Genomic DNA, 19,955 nt, shown 5'->3' on the forward strand with positions numbered 1-19,955 from the left:
GGTTGAGCGCTTAGGCGCCGGGCTGGAACCTCGCTCGGATCGACTGTTCAATGCCCGCGGCATCGAGTCCGATGCCAGCGAGCAGCTTGCCCGGATCGCCGTGCTCGATGAAGCGGTCGGGCAAACCGAGCTGAAGAACAGGCTTCTGCACTTGGGCGGCCTGCAGCGCCTCGAGCACGGCACTGCCCGCGCCGCCCATGATCGCGCCTTCCTCGATCGTGACAATCGCGTCGTGCGACCCGGCGACCTGTAGCAGCAGTTCGACATCGAGCGGCTTGGCCCAGCGCATGTTGACCACCGTGGCGTCGAGTGCTTCAGCCGCCTGCAACGCCGGATAGAGCAAGGTGCCAAAGGCAAGGATCGCGATGCGCTTGCCCTCGCGGCGGATTTCGCCCTGGCCGAAGGGCAGGCCTTCGAGGGTCTGGTGCGGCGTGACACCAGCACCCGAACCGCGCGGATATCGCACCGCGACCGGATGGTCCTGCTGATATGCAGTGGTCAGCAGTTGCCGGCATTCGGCCTCATCGGCCGGACAAGCCACGCTCATGTTCGGAATGCAGCGCAGGAACGAGATGTCATAGGCGCCCGCATGCGTCGCACCGTCGGCTCCCACCAGCCCTGCGCGATCGAGCGCGAACACGACGGGAAGATTCTGGATCGCGACGTCGTGGATGAGCTGGTCGTAGGCGCGCTGCAGGAAGGTCGAGTAGATTGCGACCACCGGCTTGAGCCCCTCGCACGCCAGGCCGGCGGCGAAGGTGACCGAATGCTGCTCCGCGATGCCCACGTCGTAGTAGCGCTCGGGAAAACGCTTTTCAAATTCGACCAGCCCCGAGCCCTCGCGCATCGCCGGCGTGATGCCGACCAGACGACCGTCCTGCGCAGCCATATCGCACAGCCAGTTGCCGAAGACTTGCGTGAAGGTCTGCTTGGGCGCGGTCGCGGGCTTGACCAGACCCACGGCCGGGTCGAACTTGGATGGGCCGTGGTAGGCGACGGGGTCGGCCTCGGCCAGCTTGTAGCCCTGGCCCTTCCTCGTGACGACGTGCAGGAACTGCGGCCCGCGCAGGTGCTTGAGGTTCTCGAGCGTGGGCACCAGCGAATCGAGGTCGTGGCCGTCGATCGGCCCGACATAGTTGAAGCCGAACTGTTCGAACAGGGTGGCCGGCACCACCATGCCCTTGGCATGCTGCTCGAAGCGCTTGGCGAGTTCGAACAGCGGCGGCGCGGCGCGCAGCACGCTCTTGCCGACGTTCTTGGCGGCGGCATAGAAGTTGCCGCTCATCAACTGCGCAAGGTAGCGGTTGAGCGCGCCGACCGGCGGGCTGATCGACATGTCGTTGTCGTTCAGGATCACGAGCAGCTTGCAGTCGTCGCACACACCGGCGTTGTTGAGTGCCTCGAAGGCCATGCCGGCCGTCAGCGCGCCGTCGCCGATGATCGCGACGGAATGGCGCTCCTCGCCCTTTTGCCGGGCGGCCATCGCCATGCCGAGCGCGGCCGAGATGCTGGTCGACGAATGCGCGGTGCCGAAGGTGTCGTACTCGCTCTCCGTGCGTTGCGGAAAGCCCGAGATGCCACCGAGTTGACGCAGCGTCGGCATGCGGTCACGCCGACCCGTGAGGATCTTGTGCGGATAGGTCTGGTGGCCCACGTCCCACACCAGTCGATCGTGCGGCGTGTTGAAGACGTGGTGCAGCGCAACCGTGAGTTCGACCGTGCCGAGGTTCGAGCTGAGATGGCCGCCGGTGCGCGACACGTTGTCGAGCACGCAGCTCCGCACTTCGTCGGCCAGTTGCTTGAGTTGAGCGCGGTCGAATTGCCGCAGCACGGAAGGATCGTTGATGGTGGGGAGCAGCGGAGCCATGGAGAAGTCTTGTCGTTATCGATCGCGATCCACGACCATGTAAGCCAGCGCGCGGAGCGCCGCGGTGTCGGCCAGCGCGCAGCGGTCCAGCGCGTCGAGCGCCTGGGTCAAGAGTTGGCGCGCCTGGACGCGGGCGCCGTCGAGGCCGAGCAGTGAGACATAGGTGGGCTTGTCACTCGCGGCATCCTTGCCGGCCGTCTTGCCCAGCGTCTCGGAATCGGCGACGACGTCGAGGATGTCGTCGACCACCTGGAAGGCGAGCCCCACGGCCGCGCCGTAGTCGCGCAATGCCGCGAGGCTTTCAGGCGCGATCACATCACCGCAGGCCGCGCCCATTTCCACGCTGCCCTGCAGCAACGCACCGGTCTTCAGGCGATGCATGTTGCGCAGCTGTGCTTCGTCGAGCGCGACGCCCACGCTCGCAAGGTCGATGGCCTGCCCGCCCGCCATGCCCTGGCTGCCGGCGGCGCGCGCCAGCAAACGGCAGAGGTTGGCCTGGACTTCGGCGGGGATGCCGCTTGTATCGGGCGTCAGCAGTTCGAAGGCCAGCGCCTGCAGGGCATCGCCGGCCAGGAGCGCGTCGGCTTCGCCGAACTTGACGTGCACCGTCGGCTTGCCGCGGCGCAGGACGTCGTTGTCCATGCACGGCAGGTCGTCGTGCACGAGCGAATAGGCGTGGATCAATTCAACGGAACAGGCGGCGCGCAGCGCCGCCTCCGCGTGACCGCCGACGGCCTCGCTGGCCGCGAGGACCAGCAGCGGGCGCAAACGCTTGCCACCGTCGAGCACCGCATAGCGCATCGCATCGCCGAGCTGGACCGGTGCGTCGATGCCGACCCAGTCCGACAGCGCAGACTCGACGCGCGCGAGCAGCGGCTCGCTCCACGCTGCGAGACGGGCGGCGTCCCACCGCAGGGTTTCGGTGACTGTCATTCGGACGCCCAGACCTTGAGGCTGCCCGCGTCGAGCACCTTGATCTGGTCTTCGACCGCTTGCAGCTTGTCGCGGCAGAACGCGAGCAGCGCCGCGCCTCGCTGGTAGCTGCCGAGCAACTGGTCGAGCGGCAACTGGCCCGATTCGAGTTCGGTGACGAGTTGTTCGAGTTCCTGGAGACCGGCTTCGTAGGACGCCGGCAGTGCTCCGGTATCGGGCGCGGCAGGCGTTGGCGGCTGGGAAGAAGAAGGCACCTTGGGCATGCGGCGTTCGTGGGTGAAACCCGGCATTTTAGGGCGGGGGGCCGATTCGCATCCCGGGGGTACAATCCGCGTCTCTTTCAGGGCCGGCAGTTGTCGGCCCATTTCTTCGGGCCGTCGCAAGCCTTAGACGGCAGCCTTCCGTTCTTTCTCTCTCCCTGTGGGGAGCTTGGTCAGGTCACCCATGTCTGATTTAAGTCTTCAACTGCAGCAGGCTTCGAGCCAACTCCCGGTTTCCGCGTATTTCGACGAGACGCTCTATGCCCGCGAGCTGCAAACGCTTTTCGCCGCTGGACCGCGCTATGTCGGCCACCGGCTCGCGGTGCCCGAACCGGGCAACTTCCACACCTTGCCCCAGGAGCACCAGGGGCGCGCGCTCGTTCACACGCCCAAGGGCGTCGAACTCATATCCAACGTCTGCCGCCACCGCCAGGCGCTGATCCTCCAGGATCGCGGCCAGCTCGATGCCAGGAGCGGCGGCAACATCGTCTGCCCCCTGCATCGCTGGACGTATGCCGCCGCAGACCCGCGCACGACCGGCATGCTGATCGGCGCGCCGCATTTCGATCAGGATCCCTGCCTCAACCTGCACAACTATCCGCTGACGGAGTGGAACGGTCTTCTTTTCGAGAAGAGCGCGACCGGCAAGGGCCGCGACGTCGCAGCCGATCTGGCGAACCTCGGCGCCCGCGCGGACCTCGACTTCGAGGGTTATGCACTCGACCGCGTCGAGCTACACGAGTGCAACTACAACTGGAAGACCTTCATCGAGGTCTACCTCGAGGACTACCACGTCGGTCCCTTCCACCCTGGGCTCGGCAGCTTCGTCACCTGCGACGACCTGCGCTGGGAATTCGGCCGGCATCACTCCGTGCAGACGGTCGGCGTCGCCAACCGGCTTGGCCGCGCCGGCAGCCCGGTCTACCAGCGGTGGCAGGAACAGTTGCTCAAGTACCGCGACGGCAAGCCGCCGAAGTACGGCGCGATCTGGCTCACCTACTACCCGCACGTGATGGTCGAGTGGTATCCGCACGTGCTCACGGTCTCCACTCTGCATCCCATCGGGCCGCAGAAGACGCTCAACATGGTCGAGTTCTTCTACCCGGAAGAGATCGTCGCGTTCGAGCGCGAATTCGTCGAGGCGCAGCAGGCCGCCTACATGGAAACCTGCGTCGAGGACGATGAAATCGCCGAGCGCATGGACGCCGGCCGCCGCGCGCTGATGCTGCGCGGCGACGACGAGAGCGGCCCCTACCAGAGCCCGATGGAAGACGGCATGCAGCAATTCCACGAGTGGTACCGCCGCGAGATGGCGGGCTAGTGCAAGCGCTCTGGATGGTGCTGGGCGCACTGATCTTCGCCTCGATGGGCGTGTGCGTGAAGTTCGCCTCGGCATGGTTCTCCAGCGCCGAACTGGTGTTCTATCGCGGCCTCATCGGTATCGTGTTTCTCTGGGTGCTCGCGCGGAGTCGCGGCGTCACCCTGGGCACGCGCTACCCCGGCATGCACGCATGGCGCAGCATGATCGGCGTGGTGTCGCTGGGCGCATGGTTCTTCGCGATCGCCCACATGCCCCTGGCTACCGCGATGACGCTCAATTACATGAGCAGCGTCTGGATCGCGGCGTTCCTGGTCGGCGGCGCCCTGCTCGCCTGGGTGCCTGTGCCGGGCCGTGACGGCACTGTGCCGCGCCCGCCGCTGCAGGGCCCGCTGGTGCTGACGGTACTCGCGGGATTCGGCGGCGTCGTGCTGATGCTGAAGCCCACCGTCGGCGACAGCCAGGGTTTCGCGGGCCTGTTGGGTCTCTTGTCGGGGCTCACGGCCGCTTTCGCCTACATGCAGGTCGTCGCACTGTCGCGGCTCGGCGAGCCTGAGGCGCGCACGGTCTTCTACTTCGCCGTGGGGTCCGCCGTCGCGGGCGGCCTCGGCACTCTCCTCGGGCCGTTCACCCCTTTCAGCGAATGGACCTGGGGCCATGCCATCTGGCTCCTGCCTGTCGGTGTGCTCGCGGCCCTCGGCCAGCTTTGCATGACACGCGCGTACGCGACTGCCAAGACCCAAAGCGGTACGCTTCTGGTTGCCAATCTCCAGTATTCGGGCATCGTTTTCGCAGCGATGTACAGCGTGCTGCTGTTCGGCGACCGCATCGACGTGTCGGGTTGGTGCGGCATGGGGCTGATCGTCGCAAGCGGCATTGCGGCCACCGTGCTGCGCCAGCGTCAGCTTCCGAAGGCGCCGGCCGAGGAACATTGAAGGAACTCGCATGTACACGACCCTCATCACCGCGGAACAACTGAAGGCCCTGCAGTCGGGCGATGCACGCCTGATGGTGTTCGACTGCACTTTCGACCTGATGAAGCCTGAAGCCGGCGCGCAGCAATATCGCGCGGCGCACGTTCCCGGCGCCGTGTACGCCAATCTCGACACCGACCTCAGCGCGAAGCACGGCGTGGCCGGAGCGCACGGCGTGGTCGTGGCGAAAGACGACGGCCCGCCCGCCTCCGGCGGCCGGCACCCGCTGCCGAGCCGCGAGAAATTCGCGGCCTGGCTCTCCAGCGTCGGATTCGCCAACGACATGCAGGCAGTGGTCTACGACCGCAACGGTGCCAACTACTGTGGCCGGCTCTGGTGGATGCTCAAATGGATGGGCCACGATGCGGCAGCTGTGCTCGATGGAGGATTGCGAGGCTGGCAAGCGGCGGGCGGCGCCGTCACCAACCGCGAGGAGCCCTCGCACTTCCAATCGAATTTCGTCGCCGGCAAGCCGCTGCTCACGCTCGTCGACACGCAGACTGTGGCCAAGCGGCTCGAGCAGGCTGACCAGACACTGATCGACGCCCGCGCGGCACAACGATATCGCGGCGAGGTGGAACCTCTGGACCCGATCGCCGGTCACATCCCGGGGGCCTTGAACCGGCCCTTTGCCGAGAACCTCGGTCCTGACGGGAAGTTCAAGCCGGCCGCGCAACTGCGCGCCGAATTCGAATCATTGCTGGCAGGCCGGGATCCCTCCACGGTCGTCCACCAATGCGGCAGCGGCGTGAGCGCGGTGCCCAACCTGCTCGCGATGCAGATCGCGGGACTCGGTCCGACCGCGCTCTATGCCGGCAGCTGGAGCGAGTGGAGCAACACGCCGGGGCTGCCGACCCGGCAAGGCGCACAACCATGATATTGATGAGTCGGCCGCTTCTTTCGCTCACACTGACCGCTTTCCTCGCCACGCCCTTCACCGCCCTCGCCCAGACCCAACGATCCCACGTGCATGGGCAGATCAAGCTCGATGTCGTCATCGAAGGCCCCACTGTCGTGATCGAGATGGATTCGCCGCTCGACAACTTCGTGGGCTTCGAGCGTGCGCCCCGCACCGACGCCGAGAAACAGACCGTCGACAACGCCATCGCACAACTGCGCGCGGCCGACCAGCTCTTCAAGATCGACCCCACCGCCAACTGCAAGCTCGGCCCGGTCACGCTGCGTTCCGCGGCGCTGGGCCTCGGCAAGACCGAGGGCGACGCCACCGAAGGTCATGCCGATCTCGACGGCACCTTCGCCTTCAATTGCACCAACGCCGCAGCGGCGAAGTTCATCGACATCGGCCTGTTCGGCGCCTTCAAGGGTCCGCGCCAGATCGAGGCCCAGATCGCATCGCCGCAAGGCCAGTTCAAGCGAACGCTGAAGCGGCCGGCCGAACGCCTGGCCTGGAGCAAGTGAACCGGCCTGTGAATTTCGTTCTCTCGGCAGAAGCGTTGCGCTTCAGCTGGCCTGGCGCCAAGGCGCCTTGCATCGACATCGAGCGGCTCGACATTGCCACCGGCGAAGCCGTGTTCCTGCACGGCCCGAGCGGCTGCGGCAAGAGCACGCTGCTGTCGTTGCTGGCCGGCGTGCTGGTGGCCGAAGCCGGGCGCGTCGCGCTGCTAGGGCACGATTGGGCCGCACTGTCGGGCGCTACGCGGGACCGCCTGCGGGTGGCGCATGTGGGCTACATCTTTCAGCAATTCAATCTGCTGCCTTATCTCAGCGTGCTGGACAACGTGATGTTGCCTTGTCGCTTTTCGGCACGGCGCATGGCCCAGGCCACGCGCGATGGTGCCGCGCGGTCGCAGGCCGAACATTTGCTCGCGCAGATGGGACTCGACGCCAGTCTGTGGCACCGCCAAGCGATGCAGTTGTCGGTTGGCCAACAGCAACGCGTGGCCGCCGCGCGCGCGCTGATCGGCCACCCCGAAATCGTGATCGCTGACGAGCCGACTTCCGCGCTCGACGAAGACCGGCGCGAAGCCTTTCTCGACGTGCTGCTCGCTGCCTGCAAGACGAACGACAGCGCGCTCGTCTTCGTGAGCCATGATCAGCGCATCGCTGAACGCTTCTCGCGCCACGTGCTGCTTCCGGAGATCAATCGCGCGGCGTCCGGGGAGCCCGCATGACCGCGTGGGGGAACGCATGACGGCACTCTTCGCTATCGCATGGCGCAGTGCCTGGAACCGCCGTTTCACGCTCGCCCTCACCGTACTTTCGATCGCGCTGTCGACCTTCCTCTTACTCGGCGTCGAACGCATCCGCACAGAGATGCGCGAGAACTTTTCATCCTCCGTGTCGGGCACCGACCTGATCGTCGGGGCGCGCACCGGCTCCACGCAATTGCTGCTGTATTCGGTGTTCCGCATCGGCGCCGCCACCAACAACGTGCAATGGAAGAGCGTGCAGGCGCTCGCCGCGCACCCTGGCGTGGATTGGGTCGTTCCGCTCTCGCTCGGCGATTCGCACCGCGGCTTCGCGGTGCTGGCGACGACGCCCGAGTATTTCGAGCATTTCCACTACGGCAACCGCCAAGCGCTGCGCATGCGCGAAGGCAAGCCCTTCAGCGAACTTTTCGATGCGGTGGTAGGCGCCGAGGTGGCTGACAAGCTGGGCTACCACGTCGGCCAGAAGATCACGCTTGCGCACGGCAGCGGCGAGCTCGATGTCTCGGATCACGCGGACAAGCCTTTCACGGTCGTCGGCGTGCTCGAGCGCACCGGAACACCCGTCGATCGCACGGTGCATATCGGGCTTCCGGCAATGGAAGCCATCCATCTCGAATGGGTGGGCGGCGCGCCCATGCCGGGGGTGAAGATTCCGGCCGAGCAGGTGCGCAAGTTCGATCTGACACCCAAGAACGTGACGGCCGCGCTCGTCGGCCTGAAGAATCGCGCCGCGGTGTTCTCGGTGCAGCGCTGGGTCTCCACCTACACCGGCGAACCGCTGATGGCCATCTTGCCGGGCGTCGCGCTCGACGAACTGTGGAGCGTGATCGGCATCGGAGAAAACGCGCTGCTGCTGATGTCGGCGCTCGTCGCGCTGGTCAGCCTCGCGGGGTTGGTTTCGGTCGTGATGGCGAGCTTGAACGAACGTCGCCGCGAACTGGCCGTGCTGCGCGCAGTCGGCGCGAGCCTTCGGCATGTCCTGGCATTGCTGGCACTCGAAGGCGCCTTGGTCACGCTGCTGGGCGTGGCGATCGGCGTCGTCTTCGCGGCACTCGGCATTGCCCTTCTTTCGCCCTGGCTCCAAGCGCAGTTCGGACTGGCCCTGCGCTTGTCCGAACCTACACTCAACGAATGGATATTGCTCGCGAGCCTGATCGCGGCGGGCTGGATTGCCAGCCTGCTGCCCGGCATTCGCGCCTATCGTCTGTCGCTTGCCGACGGACTCTCCCCAAGGATCTGAACATGACGTTGCGTCTCCCCATCTCCTTCCTTCTCGCGGTCATCGTCGCGGGCAGTGCGCTGGCGGCCGAGCCCTCGCCGCAGGCCACCTCGCCGACCAACCCGCTCGGCGGCAAGCCCGCAGACGCCAAAACCGCGCCGGGGCAGCCCCGCGTCATCTCGTGGGAAGAACTGGTGCCCAAGGACTGGGACCCGATGAAGGAACTCAAGGGCATGGACCTGAGCAAACTCGATGACAGCGACCCGCGCGCCAACGAGATGCTGATGAAGCTCCAGGAAGCGTCGAACAACGCGCCGACCAACGCCGCCATGAACGGCGTCGACGTGAAGATCCCGGGCTTCATCGTGCCGCTCGAAGAAAACAAGGGCGAGGTCACCGAGTTCCTGCTCGTGCCCTACTTCGGCGCCTGCATCCACACGCCGCCGCCGCCGGCCAACCAGATCCTGCACGTGCGTCCGAAGCAAGGCGCCAAGTTCCGCGCCATGGACACCGTGTGGGTCAGCGGCAAGCTGCAGACCGTGCGCAACGATTCGATGATGGGCGTGAGCGGCTATCACATCACGGCCGACGACGTCACCAAATACACCGGCGGCGCGAAGTAGCACCGGCTACAACGGCATCGTCATGAAGATGCGGGACACGGCGCCTCCGATGTGCCACCATGACGCGATCCATCGTCCAAGGAGAACGCCATGTCCAGCCACGTCTACAAGCTCATCGAACTCACAGGCTCATCAGCCACCAGCAGCGACGACGCCGTCAAGGCCGCCATCGCCAAGGCCAGCGATTCGGTGCGCAACATCCAATGGTTCGAAGTGACAGAAACCCGCGGCCACGTCGTCAACGGCGAAGTAGCCCACTGGCAAGTAACCATCAAAGTAGGCTTCACCCTGGAAGCGTAGAACACTAGGGGCCGCGCGCGGCGCGCCCCCTTCCAGGGCCGCCGCGGAACCGGCTTCGCCGGGCCGCAGGCGGCGCCCCCGATAGGGGGTTGGCGAAGCGACACGAAGTGCGCGCAGCCTGGGGGCGAGTTCAATTCCAGGGGCGAACTCAATCAGGTGCCTGGATGACCCGATCGAACTCTTCGTCAGCCAGCACGTTGTCGGCATCGAGTTCGCTCGCATCCGTAAGGTCGATGCCGGTTTCTTCGGACAGATCCTCTGTCGCCTCGGCTTCGAGTTCGGACTCGTCGAATTCGTCTTCCGCGTCCTCGGGCAAGGTGTCTTCGGTTTCGTCGATCTCAGGTTCGTCTGCGGCTTCTCCGGGACGCAGAGGGGGGTCGGCGCTGATCATGATCGGACTCCTGGCTGACTGATGTTTCGCATGATGCACCCCAAGTGTGAGCCCGGGTCGAATCAGCCGCTTGAGCCAAGGGGCAACAGATGTTTCAGAACGTGCGTTGTGTGTCCATTCAATGCTTGTGGCCGGATGCCTCGTGCGGGGCATCCGCACCCGCATCGCCGTGGTCATGGCCGTGCTCGCCGTGCGCGAGCCGGCTCACCAGCGTGACGAGTGCAATGCCGATGACCAGCCAGACGATCTGCATGGCCGTCTGGCGCGAGGGCAGGCGCTTCTGGAGTTGCGGGATCAGGTCCGCAAGCGCGACGTACACGAAGCTGCTGGCCGCCAGCACCAGGAAATACGGAAGCCAGTCGTGGAGCCGGTCGACCAGCCACCATCCGGCCACGCCGCCGAGCGCGGTCATGGTCCCGGCCAGCGATACCTTGACCAGCGCGGCCCGCTGATTCGCCGAACTCTGGCGCAGCACGACGAGATCGCCGATGTGGTGCGGCACCTCGTGCGCCAGCACCGCGACCGCCGCCACAAGACCCAGACGCAGGTCGGCGATGAAAGCCGATGCGATCAGGATCCCGTCGCCGAAGCAATGCACGCTGTCGCCGGTCAGGACGGCCCAGCCGCCGCTTTTGGCGGTGCGGGCATGCGAGTGATCGTGCGAATGGGAACGGCCGTGATCGTGGCCGTGATCATGTCCCTGGTCGTGCGCATGCCCGTCGTCCTCATTGCCATGATGATGTTCGTGCCCGTGATGCCAGAGTTCGGCCTTGTCCAGCAGGAAGAAGAAGACCAACCCGAACAGCAGCACGCCGAACAACACGCCGGGCTCGATCCGGCTTTCGAAGGCTTCCGGCAGCAGGTGCATGAAGGCAGTGGCCAGGAGCGCACCCGCCGCCAGGCTCAACAGATGCTGCGGATTCACACCGCCCTCGCCATCTCTCACACCCACGCGCAGCAAAAAGGCAGCGATCCAGACACTTCCGATGCCGGCGACCAGGGTCGCGGCGATGATGGCTAACAAATTCATGACGGCTTGGCGCGTTGTTGTCAAAACAAAAGCCGTCCATCGGACGGCTTTCGCTGGAAAGCGGCTGGCGGATGCGGTCAGTCCACACCGTCGGCTTTGACGTCCTCGCGGCCGGCGATCCGGCTGCAAGGGCGGCTTTCATCTTATCAACCGTGTCAAGCGCATTCCCTTGTCGCAGCCGATCAATCGAACGCCAACGTTGTCCGCCCGGATGCGCCACCATAGGCCCGGGTTGCCAGCGCCGACGCCAGCACCCTCGCCGGATCCACCAGCCGCAGACCTTCGACTGCCGCCGAGCCCTGCAGGCCCAGCGGAATCTCGGTGCAACCCATCACGATGGCGACCGATCCATGCCGGTTCGCCAGTTGCACGGCCACTTCGGCGAAGCAGGACTCCGCCAGCGCCATGTCACCCGCCTTCACGCCTTCGTAGATCCCCCGCATGAGAATCTGTCGCTCGTCGGTCGACGGCAGGTGGCAGGCCAGCCCGGCGTCGGCCATGGCCTTTTCGTAGAGGCCGACGCGATAGGTACCTTCAGTCGCCATCAGCGCCACGTCGCGCACCCCCTGCGCCGCGAGGTGTGCCGACACCTCGCGCGCCACATGCAGGATCTCGATGTTCGGAAAGCGCGTCTGCAATGCGCCATGCCAGGCGTGCGCCGTGTTGCATGCAATGGCGACGGCACGGCTTCCGAGCGCGGCAAGACGGCCCAGCGCCTGGAGCATCGGTTCGAGCGGCTGGTGCGCGCCCAAGCCGGAGGAATCGAGCGCGTTGCTGCGATCCGGCACCGGAACCTGGGCCAGCCAGTGCTCCGGAAAAGCCTGGTCGCTTACCGCCTCTCCCCGCGCGCGCATCAGGCGTGCGCAGGCATCCACGAAGAGCCGCACGAAGTCCGCGCCGGCCGCGGGCCCCATGCCTCCAAGGATGCCTACCGTGTGTGTCACAGCCCTAGGCAGCGCTCAGGTCGCTGGCTTGTCGCTGGGGGTCTTGATGTTTTCGCGGAGCTGCGGACTCATCGGCAGGCCGAGCGACGTACCCCTCGGCGGGATCGGCTGCATGAACCACTTGTCGTACATTTTTTCGAACTCGCCGCTCTTCATGAGACCGATGATGGTGTCGTCCACCACCTTCTTGAAGGCCGGGTCGTCCTTGGGCAGCATGCAGCCGTAGGGCTCGACCTGCAGCGCATCGCCGACGACCTCGAAGTCGCCGGGATTCTTGGCGTTGGCGATCTGTCCGAAGAGGAGGATGTCGTCCATCGCAAAGGCCACTGCCCGATCGGACTCGACGAGCAGGAAGGCGTCGGCATGGTCCTTCGCGAGCACGATGTCCATGTCGAGGTTCTTCTCGGTGTTGTACTTGCGCATGACCAGCGCGTTGGTGGTGCCGGTGGTCGTGGCGACGGTCTTCTTGGCCAGGTCCGGGTAGTTCTTGACCTTCGAGGACTTCTTCACGAGCAGGCGGGTCCCGGTGTAGAAGTGATTGATCGCAAACGCAACGTCCTTGCCGCGCGCGGTGTTGTTGGTGGTCGAGCCGCATTCGAGGTCGATGGTGCCGTTCTGCAGCAGCGGAATGCGGTTCGCCGATGTCACCGGCATCAGCGCGACTTCGAGATTGGGCTTGTTGAGCTTCTTCTTGACCGCATCCACCACCGCATTCGAAAGCTCGACCGAGAAGCCGATGGGCTTGTTGCCGTCCAGGTAGCTGAAAGGCACCGACGACTCGCGATAGGCCAGCGTGATCTTGCCGGACTCGGCGATCTTTGCGAGGGTGTCGGCGGCCTGCGCACCCGTCGCGGCGGCGGTGAGCAGGACGGCGGCCATCAATGCGGAAAGTTTCATGCGAGCCCTTTCGGTGATTTGAATATGCAACGGAGTGTAGGAAGCATTCATGCCCCGGTCACAATTCCTTTTGCACGCACGCCCATGTCCAAATGTTATGGATGTGGCATCCCATGAGCTTTGGCTATGGGCCGCGGCGCTTTMGGCATTTCCCGGCGGCGCCGCATCGCCCTAGAGTCGGCGTATCCGAACAACAAGAGGGAGAACGTGATGCACGTGTGCGTGCTGGGCGCCGGCATCGTCGGGCTGGCCACCGCGTGGCAACTGAACCGGCAAGGCTTCGAGGTCAGCGTGATCGACCGTGCGGCGCCGGGCGCCGGCGCGAGCGGCGGCAATGGCGCGCAGTTGAGCTATTCCTACGTGCAGCCGCTGGCCGATCCGTCGATCTGGCGGCAGTTGCCCAAGCTGCTGCTGTCGCCCGCCTCCCCGCTCAAGCTGCGTCCGCAGCTCGATCCCCTGCAGTGGCGCTGGGGCATGGCTTTTCTCGCGGCCTGCAATGCGCAAACTTCGCGCGAAACGACAGCCCGGCTTCTGACGCTGGCGGCAGAGAGTCGCAATGCGTTCGAGGAAATGCGTGCCGACATCAACCCTGATTGCGACTTCTCTGCGACCGGCAAGCTCGTGCTGTACGCGAGCGAATCGTCGCTCGAAGGCGCCCACCGTCAGCTCGAACTGCAGCGCACGATGGGCAGTGACCAGCGCCTGGTCACGCCGGACGAATGCGTCGCGATCGAGCCGGCCCTGGCGGACTACCGTGGCCAGATGGCGGGCGCGGTCCACACGCCAAGCGAATGCGCGGCGGACTGCCTCAAGGTGTGCACGGAACTCGTGCGAGCACTGAGCGCGCGCGGCGTGCGCTTCGTCCTGGATACCGAGATCGCCGGCTTCGACGTGCGCGGCGGAAAGGTCGCCGCAGCCCGCACCAGTGAAGGCGATGTCGCTGCCGATGCCTTCGTCATGGCGCTGGGAACGGCGTCGAACCGGCTCGGTCGGCAGTTGGGCGCCTATTTGCCGGTCTATCCGCTCAAGGGCTACAGCATCACGGTAGATGTCGATCCGTCGCCGGGCGCGGCGCCCCGGGTGAACGTGACCGACAGCGCCCGGAAGGTCGTGTTCGCCCGCATCGGATCGCGTTTGCGGGTGGCCGGGATGGCTGAGCTGGTCGGCCATGACGCGAGCATCCCGGCGACGCGCATCGAGACGCTCGCAGAGGCGACCCGTGCCGTGTTTCCGCGCGCGGGTCGATTGGAATCATTGCATCCCTGGACCGGCATGCGGCCGGCTACACCGACGGGCGTGCCGATCATCGGCCGACTGCCAGGCGCCGCCCCGCGCAACATGCTGTTCAACACCGGCCACGGCGCACTGGGATTCACCCTGGCCTTTGGCTCCGCGCAGCAGATCGGGCGCGATCTGGCCGGCTGATCACTTCGCCGGCGTGGTGCCTGGCGGGAAGCCAGCGAACATCTTGTCGAGCGCGGCTTGCAGCATCGCCGTCATGCGGGCCGGATCGTCCTGCAACGTGCCGCTGGCCGTGCCACGCCACAGCGCCGTCTTGCTCTTGCCCTCGAACATGTCGACGACGAGCGTTCCCACTTCAAAGGTGTCGACCGTCGTCCGCGACGAACTCGTCGCCGGTCCGAAACCACCCCATGAGTATCCGAAGTTGTTGTAGGTGGTGTTGAAGGTCTGCCGTTCCGTGCTCGTCACATGGGCGGCCACGTGAACGTCACCGTTGGGAACGAGCTTCCATCCCCTGGCCTGCAGGCGCGAATCGATGCCGTCGACGATGCGCTGCTGCATCAATGGCGATCCGCCGTCAGGCCGGGCGATCCAGCTGTACGTCTGGAATCGGGTGAAATTCGCACCGGGGTCGAAATCGATCTTGACGCTCGGCGAGGTCGCGCAAGCCGACAGCAGCACAGCGAGGATCAGCGCGGCGAATCGTCTCATCATGTTGACTCCAATGCATCGATGTGAAGTCCGGCCAGTTTAGCCGTGGCTCAGGCGCGCGCGAACACCAGCACCGAGTTCGTGCCGCCGAAGGCGAATGAATGGCTGATCGCCGCTTCGAGGCGAGGCGCCGATGCACCGGATGCCGGCGTCAGGTTCAGGCTGCAGTCGGGGTCCATCACGCTGCAATGCGCGTTGGGAGGCAACTCGCGTCGTTGCAGCGCCAACACGGTGACGACCGCCTCGAGCGCGCCGGCGGCACCGAGGAGGTGGCCGTGCAATGCCTTGGTCGAGCTGACGCTCAGTTGGTCGAGATCGCCGCCCCAGACGTCCGCCAGCGCCTCGCGCTCGACCACATCGCCGATGCGCGTGGCCGTGCCGTGCGCGTTGCAGTAGCCGATGTCCCGGGGCTGCAATCCGGCCTGGCGCAAGGCCTGGCGGATGGCGCGCGCCTGGCCGTGCGCATCGGGCTTGGTCAGGTGCGAGGCGTCGCAGCTCTGGCCCCAGCCGGCCAGCATGGCGCAGATGCGTGCGCCGCGCCTGCGCGCTCGTTCGGCCGACTCGAGGACGAGAAAGGCGGCGCCCTCGCCGAGCGCGAAGCCCTTGCGATCGCTCGCGAACGGGCGGACCGCCGCCGCCGCCTCGCCGGGCGCGAAGCTGGCGAGCGTCTGCATTGCCTGCCATGCCATGACGACACCGGGCACTATCAGCGCCTCGCTGCCGCCGGCGATGGCCAGGTCGACGTCGCCTCGCTGGATCGCCTTCGCAGCCTCGGCGATGGCCACGGCCGACGAGGCGCAAGCCACCGAGTACGTCAACACCGGCCCATGGACCCGATGACGCATGGCGATGTGCGAGGCGGGTGCGTTGGGCATGAAGGCGGGAATGGTCAAGGGCGGCACGCGGCCGTTGCCGCGATAAGCCGCATCCAGAGAAGCTGCGCCGCCCATGCCGCAGCCGGCGAACACGCCGACGCGCTCGGGGTCGATATCGTCCGGGGCACCTGCAATGCCGGCATCGCGCATTGCCATGTCTGCCGCTGCGACCGCAAGCTGGCTGACGCGATCCACCCCGGCGAGCTGCAGCTTGGTGAACCAGCGGGATTCGTCGAACACCACGGTCGCCGCAGCCGCGGGCTTGGGCAACTCCGGAAAAATCGGCCGGAGCGCGGATTCGCCGCGCATCAGCGCCGAGAACATCACGTCGGGGTCTTCGCCATGCGGCGCCACGACGCCAAGACCGGTCACCGCAACCTGGTTCACGTCGTCTGCGATGCTCGAACCTTGTCGACAGCGGCGGCCAACTGGGCCAGCGTATCGATGTCGGGGTCGTCGTCAGGCATCGTGATGCCGAAGCGGTCTTCGATCGCGAAAACGAATTCGACCAGGGCCAGCGAATCGAAGCCCTTCTCGCGCATCGATGCATCGGGATCGAGTGCCGACGATTCGATCCCGTACTTCTCGTGGATGAGATCCTGCAGTTCTTTGAGCGAACTCTGTATTGCGGTGTCAGTCGTCATACTCTGGCCGTCGACCGGCCGACGGCTATGTTGGTTGTTCCTGCCCGCAGATCAACCCCTCCTGGGCAGTGAAATTCCATGATATCCGCTTCGACTTCGCACCCATTCGCTTCGGCCGGGGCGCCAGTGCAAGGACGGAAGGACGAAGGCGATGCCGAGCAGCGCCCCTGCAACGGCATCGAGCACCACGTGCTGCCTGACCGCCAGCGTCGAATACGCGATCGCGGCAAACCAGGCCCCGTTGACCAGCCTCAGCCATATCGGCGCCTTCGCCCCACGCAGGATGTGTTCCACCCAGATGGCCGTGAAGATCGCCACTGCCACGTGCATCGAAGGACAGGCGTTGCCGGCCGCGTCAACGCCCTGGAGGATGGCGAACCCCGGGAAGTCGGTAGGGTCCGTGGCCATCGGCGGGATCTGCGTCGGCCAGAGGTAGAACAGGCCCAGGCCGGTCAGGCATAGCGCGCCGACCCACAGGCCGTACGCGACCAGTTCCTTGAACGTGAGCTGAAGCCCCGGTGCCACGCCGATATAAACCCACAGCGAAAAATAGGCGATCAGGGCCTGCGGCTGGAACGGAATCAGAGAGTCCAACGCGGTCAAGGGCATCACCATCACCGGATTGACCGGCTGGCGAAGCAGGTGAAAGTAGCCGATGAAGAAAAGCCAGGTGAACGCGGTGGTCCCGACCACTTTCAGCAGCAGATGCCGACGAATCCGCATGCCGATGTCGACGGTCCAGCGCTGAGCCGGGTAGGACACGAGGCCCAGGTGGGGTTGATTCATGCAATCGGCGTTTTCGGTCTTGTCGGGCGCCAAGCATGCCTGTTGCCCGCTCGAACCGCAAACGGGACTACAGAATCAACAACGCGCGGAAGTCATTGACGTTGGTATGTGTCGGTCCGGTGACCAGCAAATCGCCGATCGCATCGAAGTAGCCGTAGGCATCGTTGCGGTCGAGATGGTCGGTCAGCTTTCGGCCCGCGGCTTCCGCGCGGCGCAGGGAGTCGGGCGTGACGAAGGCACCGGCGTTGTCTTCAACCCCGTCGATGCCGTCGGTGTCGGCCGCGAGCGCCCAGATGTTTTCGCGGCCTGCGAGCGCGCCTGCGAGTCCCATGCAGAACTCGCCGGCCCGGCCTCCCCGCCCCTTTGCCTGCCCGGGTTGGCGCGGCCGGATGGTGACGGTGGTTTCTCCGCCCGAGAGGATCACGCAAGGCCTTGCGAAAGGCTCACCGCGTAACGACACCGCGCGAGCCAGCGCACCGTGCACCTTGCCGACTTCGCGGGACTCGCCTTCCATCTCGTCGCTGAGGATGTGGGCCTGGATGCCCGCCGCCCGCGCCGCTGCAGCAGCGGCTTCCAGCGACTGCTGTGGCGTGGCGATCAAGTGCGTGACGTGATTCTTGAAGACGGCGTCGTCGGGCTTGGGCGTTTCGAGGGCGCCGCTTTCGAGCCGGGCGCGCACAGGCGCCGGCACCTCGATCCGGTAGCGGTGGAGGATGGCGAGCGCTTCCGCGCAAGTGCTTGCATCGGGCACGGTGGGACCGCTGGCGATCACGGCAGGGTCATCACCCGGAACATCGCTGATGGTGAGCGTCACCACTTGCGCGGGCCCGCATGCAGCCGCCAGTCGGCCGCCCTTGATGCGCGACAGATGCTTTCGCACGCAGTTCATTTCGCCGATGTGAGCGCCCGATTCGAGCAACTGGGTGTTGATGCGCTGCTTGTCCGCCAGCGTCAGCCCTTCCGCCGGCAAGGTCAGCAACGACGAGCCGCCGCCCGAAATCAGGCACAGCACGAGATCATCGGCCGTGAGTCCCTGGGTGAGCGCGAGGATGCGCTCCGCAGCCTTCATCCCGGCCTCGTCGGGCACCGGATGCGCCGCCTCCACGATCTCGATGCGTTGGGCGAGCCCCTCCGGTCGCGGCGGAATGTGCTCGTAGCGCGTCACGACCAGCCCCGACAGCGGCGCGTCGGCCGGCCAAAGCGCCTCCAGCGCCTGAGCCATCGACGCACCCGCTTTCCCTGCGCCAAGCACCAGCGTGCGCCCTTTTGGCGGCTTCGGAAGACAGGGTCCCATGCTTGCAAGCGGCAATGCGCGCTCGACGGCGACGCGATAGAGATGTTCAAGGAATTGACGCGGCGCAGCGTGCGCGTCCGGAATCGGCGAAGTGTTCAAAGAGCTCATGATCTTTCCCTTGTCTCCACACATTTTCTCAATCCCCACCCCCACCGCCCCGACGCATTGACCAAGGGGCTACTTCGTGCTCGCTCCGCCATCGAACCACTTGCCGATCAGCGCGCGCTCGGCATCGGTGATGCCCGTCGCGTTGTTCATCGGCATGATCTTCGTCACCACCACCTGCTGGTAGACCGCCTGGGCGTGCGCCGCGACTTGATCGGGTGTATCGAGCCGCACGTTCTTCATCTGCACCTGTGCGCCGTGGCACATGTAGCAACGTTGTTCGAGCACTTTCTGGATCTCGGCGAATGCCACCTTTTGCGGCGCTGCGCTGGCTACCGGCGCGGCGACGGGTTCCGGCTTCATCCACACGATGGACAGGCCCAGTACCGCGGTACCGAAGAGCGCGTACGGGATGGGATTGCGCGCGTTGCCCAGTTTGAAGCGATGGCGAACCACGAAGAACTGCCGGATCCCGGCGCCGCCCAGCATGATGAGCAGCAGCACGATCCAGTTGTATTTGTGCGTATAGGTGAAGCTGTAGTGATTGCTCAGCATCGCGAACAGCACCGGCAGCGTGAAGTAGGTGTTGTGCACGCTGCGCTGCTTGCCGCGCTGGCCATGGATCGGATCGACCGGCTTGCCTTCGCGCAGCGCCGCGACATTCTTCCGCTGGCCGGGAATGATCCAGAAGAACACGTTGCCGCTCATGGTCGTCGCCATCATCGCGCCGACGAGGAGGAAGGCCGCGCGGCCGGCGAACCAGTGGCACGCGAGCCACGCCGCAAAGGCGATGAAGATCGCCACCAGCACGCCGACGATGGTGTCGCCGTTCTTGCGCTGGCCGAAGATCTGGCAGATGCCGTCGTAGATCATCCAGAAGACCACGAAGAAGGCCACTGCGACGGCGATGGCGGCGCCAGGCTGCCAGTCCATCTTCGATTTGTCGATCAGGTAGGTGCTGGCGTTCCACAGATAGGACATCGTGAAGAGTCCGAAGCCTGTGAGCCAGGTCGAATAGCTCTCCCAGTACGACCAGTGCAGATGTTCCGGCAGCCTTTTCGGCGCCAGCGCGTATTTCTGCATGTTGTAGAAGCCGCCGCCGTGCACGGCCCACTGCTCGCCACCGACACCCTTGTCCAGGGATTCCTGGTCTTCCGGCTTTTCGAGGCTGTTGTCCAGCATCACGAAATAGAAGGAAGCGCCGATCCAGGCGATCGCGGTGATGACATGGACCCAGCGCAGCAGCAGATTGGCCCAGTCGAGGTAATAGCTTTCCATTGACTCTCAACCTTGTCGGCGTAGGGGAACGCCGCGGTATTTCGGCCTGCTCACCACTGCGGGCGCTGTAAGCAGAGATAGTGCCGCGAACGC

At 65.5% G+C, this 19,955-nt stretch carries 22 protein-coding genes; 9 read left to right on the forward strand and 13 right to left on the reverse strand.

The annotated features are described in order from the left end of the window. Positions 1-10 precede the first annotated feature (10 nt). The 3 genes from dxs to xseB are packed head-to-tail and all read right to left on the reverse strand — an operon-like array spanning position 11 to position 3,063. Complete coding sequence (dxs, locus tag AC1DN9_RS09485) at positions 11-1,867, reverse strand: 1-deoxy-D-xylulose-5-phosphate synthase (protein WP_478099419.1); 1,857 nt, start codon at positions 1,865-1,867, stop codon at positions 11-13. Positions 1,868-1,882: 15 nt separating this feature from the next. Next, positions 1,883-2,800, reverse strand: coding sequence for a polyprenyl synthetase family protein (locus tag AC1DN9_RS09490; protein ID WP_478099420.1), 918 nt, complete (start codon positions 2,798-2,800; stop codon positions 1,883-1,885). Then, positions 2,797-3,063, reverse strand: a complete 267-nt coding sequence (gene xseB, locus AC1DN9_RS09495) for an exodeoxyribonuclease VII small subunit (protein ID WP_478099421.1) — start codon at positions 3,061-3,063, stop codon at positions 2,797-2,799. The genes AC1DN9_RS09490 and xseB overlap by 4 nt, the downstream gene beginning before the upstream one ends. Positions 3,064-3,244: 181 nt before the next feature. On the opposite strand from xseB, the gene AC1DN9_RS09500 reads away from it, so the two are divergent. The 8 genes from AC1DN9_RS09500 (at position 3,245) to AC1DN9_RS09535 (ending at position 9,665) form a co-directional block, all read left to right on the forward strand. Further along, positions 3,245-4,381: an aromatic ring-hydroxylating oxygenase subunit alpha gene (locus tag AC1DN9_RS09500; protein WP_478099422.1), complete on the forward strand. Its 1,137-nt coding sequence runs from the start codon at positions 3,245-3,247 to the stop codon at positions 4,379-4,381. A gap of 14 nt (positions 4,382-4,395) precedes the next feature. Then, positions 4,396-5,313 carry a DMT family transporter gene (locus AC1DN9_RS09505; protein WP_478099587.1) on the forward strand — a complete coding sequence of 306 codons (918 nt, stop codon included), beginning with the start codon at positions 4,396-4,398 and terminating at the stop codon, positions 5,311-5,313. A gap of 10 nt (positions 5,314-5,323) precedes the next feature. Beyond that, entirely contained in the window at positions 5,324-6,229 is a 906-nt protein-coding gene (locus tag AC1DN9_RS09510; protein ID WP_478099423.1) for a sulfurtransferase, read from the forward strand. Between the two features lie 5 nt (positions 6,230-6,234). Next, entirely contained in the window at positions 6,235-6,771 is a 537-nt protein-coding gene (locus AC1DN9_RS09515) for a DUF2796 domain-containing protein (RefSeq protein ID WP_478099424.1), read from the forward strand. An 8-nt stretch (positions 6,772-6,779) separates the two neighbouring features. Continuing rightward, positions 6,780-7,484 (forward strand): ABC transporter ATP-binding protein, encoded by a 705-nt coding sequence (locus AC1DN9_RS09520; protein WP_478099425.1) that lies wholly within the window; start codon positions 6,780-6,782, stop codon positions 7,482-7,484. 16 nt (positions 7,485-7,500) lie between these two features. Beyond that, the gene (locus tag AC1DN9_RS09525) at positions 7,501-8,763 is read left to right on the forward strand and encodes an ABC transporter permease (RefSeq protein ID WP_478099427.1); all 1,263 of its coding nucleotides are present in this window, start codon (positions 7,501-7,503) and stop codon (positions 8,761-8,763) included. Positions 8,764-8,765: 2 nt separating this feature from the next. After that, positions 8,766-9,365: a DUF3299 domain-containing protein gene (locus AC1DN9_RS09530; protein ID WP_478099428.1), complete on the forward strand. Its 600-nt coding sequence runs from the start codon at positions 8,766-8,768 to the stop codon at positions 9,363-9,365. Between the two features lie 90 nt (positions 9,366-9,455). Continuing rightward, on the forward strand, positions 9,456-9,665 hold the full coding sequence (locus tag AC1DN9_RS09535) for a dodecin (RefSeq protein WP_478099430.1): 210 nt from the start codon (positions 9,456-9,458) through the stop codon (positions 9,663-9,665). 148 nt (positions 9,666-9,813) lie between these two features. Here AC1DN9_RS09535 and AC1DN9_RS09540 read toward each other — a convergent pair whose 3' ends face one another. The 4 genes from AC1DN9_RS09540 to AC1DN9_RS09555 all read right to left on the reverse strand — a co-directional run bounded on the left by AC1DN9_RS09540 (position 9,814) and on the right by AC1DN9_RS09555 (position 12,927). Then, positions 9,814-10,056: a hypothetical protein gene (locus AC1DN9_RS09540; protein ID WP_478099433.1), complete on the reverse strand. Its 243-nt coding sequence runs from the start codon at positions 10,054-10,056 to the stop codon at positions 9,814-9,816. Between the two features lie 118 nt (positions 10,057-10,174). Next, positions 10,175-11,086 (reverse strand): ZIP family metal transporter, encoded by a 912-nt coding sequence (locus tag AC1DN9_RS09545; RefSeq protein WP_478099435.1) that lies wholly within the window; start codon positions 11,084-11,086, stop codon positions 10,175-10,177. Between the two features lie 182 nt (positions 11,087-11,268). Next, positions 11,269-12,030 (reverse strand): aspartate/glutamate racemase family protein, encoded by a 762-nt coding sequence (locus AC1DN9_RS09550; RefSeq protein ID WP_478099437.1) that lies wholly within the window; start codon positions 12,028-12,030, stop codon positions 11,269-11,271. Positions 12,031-12,045: 15 nt separating this feature from the next. Next, complete coding sequence (locus tag AC1DN9_RS09555; RefSeq protein WP_478099439.1) at positions 12,046-12,927, reverse strand: transporter substrate-binding domain-containing protein; 882 nt, start codon at positions 12,925-12,927, stop codon at positions 12,046-12,048. Between the two features lie 210 nt (positions 12,928-13,137). Between AC1DN9_RS09555 and AC1DN9_RS09560 the strand changes: the two genes are divergently transcribed. Further along, on the forward strand, positions 13,138-14,352 hold the full coding sequence (locus AC1DN9_RS09560; RefSeq protein WP_478099440.1) for a D-amino acid dehydrogenase: 1,215 nt from the start codon (positions 13,138-13,140) through the stop codon (positions 14,350-14,352). Here the strand turns inward: AC1DN9_RS09560 and AC1DN9_RS09565 are convergent, their stop codons facing one another. From AC1DN9_RS09565 to AC1DN9_RS09590, 6 genes are all read right to left on the reverse strand, one after another. Then, positions 14,353-14,883, reverse strand: coding sequence for a DUF4136 domain-containing protein (locus AC1DN9_RS09565; RefSeq protein WP_478099441.1), 531 nt, complete (start codon positions 14,881-14,883; stop codon positions 14,353-14,355). Between the two features lie 47 nt (positions 14,884-14,930). Next, positions 14,931-16,142, reverse strand: coding sequence for a beta-ketoacyl-[acyl-carrier-protein] synthase family protein (locus AC1DN9_RS09570; protein WP_478099443.1), 1,212 nt, complete (start codon positions 16,140-16,142; stop codon positions 14,931-14,933). Next, positions 16,139-16,399 carry an acyl carrier protein gene (locus AC1DN9_RS09575; RefSeq protein WP_478099444.1) on the reverse strand — a complete coding sequence of 87 codons (261 nt, stop codon included), beginning with the start codon at positions 16,397-16,399 and terminating at the stop codon, positions 16,139-16,141. The genes AC1DN9_RS09570 and AC1DN9_RS09575 overlap by 4 nt, the downstream gene beginning before the upstream one ends. A gap of 51 nt (positions 16,400-16,450) precedes the next feature. Continuing rightward, positions 16,451-17,185, reverse strand: a complete 735-nt coding sequence (locus AC1DN9_RS09580) for a phosphatase PAP2 family protein (RefSeq protein WP_478099446.1) — start codon at positions 17,183-17,185, stop codon at positions 16,451-16,453. A gap of 67 nt (positions 17,186-17,252) precedes the next feature. Beyond that, the gene (locus AC1DN9_RS09585; RefSeq protein ID WP_478099447.1) at positions 17,253-18,587 is read right to left on the reverse strand and encodes a glycerate kinase type-2 family protein; all 1,335 of its coding nucleotides are present in this window, start codon (positions 18,585-18,587) and stop codon (positions 17,253-17,255) included. A 69-nt stretch (positions 18,588-18,656) separates the two neighbouring features. Further along, positions 18,657-19,862: a urate hydroxylase PuuD gene (locus AC1DN9_RS09590; RefSeq protein WP_478099449.1), complete on the reverse strand. Its 1,206-nt coding sequence runs from the start codon at positions 19,860-19,862 to the stop codon at positions 18,657-18,659. Positions 19,863-19,955: the final 93 nt, after the last annotated feature.

The sequence above is a fragment of the Variovorax sp. 05L425 genome (assembly GCF_056397705.1).

Bases quoted from the DNA above. Each gene is read 5' to 3' on its own strand.
- dxs (WP_478099419.1), bottom strand. From the start codon at position 1,867: ATGGCTCCGCTGCTCCCCACCATCAACGATCCTTCCGTGCTGCGGCAA.
- AC1DN9_RS09490 (WP_478099420.1), bottom strand. From the start codon at position 2,800: ATGACAGTCACCGAAACCCTGCGGTGGGACGCCGCCCGTCTCGCAGCG.
- xseB (WP_478099421.1), bottom strand. From the start codon at position 3,063: ATGCCCAAGGTGCCTTCTTCTTCCCAGCCGCCAACGCCTGCCGCGCCC.
- AC1DN9_RS09500 (WP_478099422.1), top strand. From the start codon at position 3,245: ATGTCTGATTTAAGTCTTCAACTGCAGCAGGCTTCGAGCCAACTCCCG.
- AC1DN9_RS09505 (WP_478099587.1), top strand. From the start codon at position 4,396: ATGGTGCTGGGCGCACTGATCTTCGCCTCGATGGGCGTGTGCGTGAAG.
- AC1DN9_RS09510 (WP_478099423.1), top strand. From the start codon at position 5,324: ATGTACACGACCCTCATCACCGCGGAACAACTGAAGGCCCTGCAGTCG.
- AC1DN9_RS09515 (WP_478099424.1), top strand. From the start codon at position 6,235: ATGAGTCGGCCGCTTCTTTCGCTCACACTGACCGCTTTCCTCGCCACG.
- AC1DN9_RS09525 (WP_478099427.1), top strand. From the start codon at position 7,501: ATGACGGCACTCTTCGCTATCGCATGGCGCAGTGCCTGGAACCGCCGT.
- AC1DN9_RS09530 (WP_478099428.1), top strand. From the start codon at position 8,766: ATGACGTTGCGTCTCCCCATCTCCTTCCTTCTCGCGGTCATCGTCGCG.
- AC1DN9_RS09535 (WP_478099430.1), top strand. From the start codon at position 9,456: ATGTCCAGCCACGTCTACAAGCTCATCGAACTCACAGGCTCATCAGCC.
- AC1DN9_RS09540 (WP_478099433.1), bottom strand. From the start codon at position 10,056: ATGATCAGCGCCGACCCCCCTCTGCGTCCCGGAGAAGCCGCAGACGAA.
- AC1DN9_RS09545 (WP_478099435.1), bottom strand. From the start codon at position 11,086: ATGAATTTGTTAGCCATCATCGCCGCGACCCTGGTCGCCGGCATCGGA.
- AC1DN9_RS09555 (WP_478099439.1), bottom strand. From the start codon at position 12,927: ATGAAACTTTCCGCATTGATGGCCGCCGTCCTGCTCACCGCCGCCGCG.
- AC1DN9_RS09560 (WP_478099440.1), top strand. From the start codon at position 13,138: ATGCACGTGTGCGTGCTGGGCGCCGGCATCGTCGGGCTGGCCACCGCG.
- AC1DN9_RS09565 (WP_478099441.1), bottom strand. From the start codon at position 14,883: ATGATGAGACGATTCGCCGCGCTGATCCTCGCTGTGCTGCTGTCGGCT.
- AC1DN9_RS09575 (WP_478099444.1), bottom strand. From the start codon at position 16,399: ATGACGACTGACACCGCAATACAGAGTTCGCTCAAAGAACTGCAGGAT.
- AC1DN9_RS09580 (WP_478099446.1), bottom strand. From the start codon at position 17,185: ATGAATCAACCCCACCTGGGCCTCGTGTCCTACCCGGCTCAGCGCTGG.
- AC1DN9_RS09585 (WP_478099447.1), bottom strand. From the start codon at position 18,587: ATGAGCTCTTTGAACACTTCGCCGATTCCGGACGCGCACGCTGCGCCG.
- AC1DN9_RS09590 (WP_478099449.1), bottom strand. From the start codon at position 19,862: ATGGAAAGCTATTACCTCGACTGGGCCAATCTGCTGCTGCGCTGGGTC.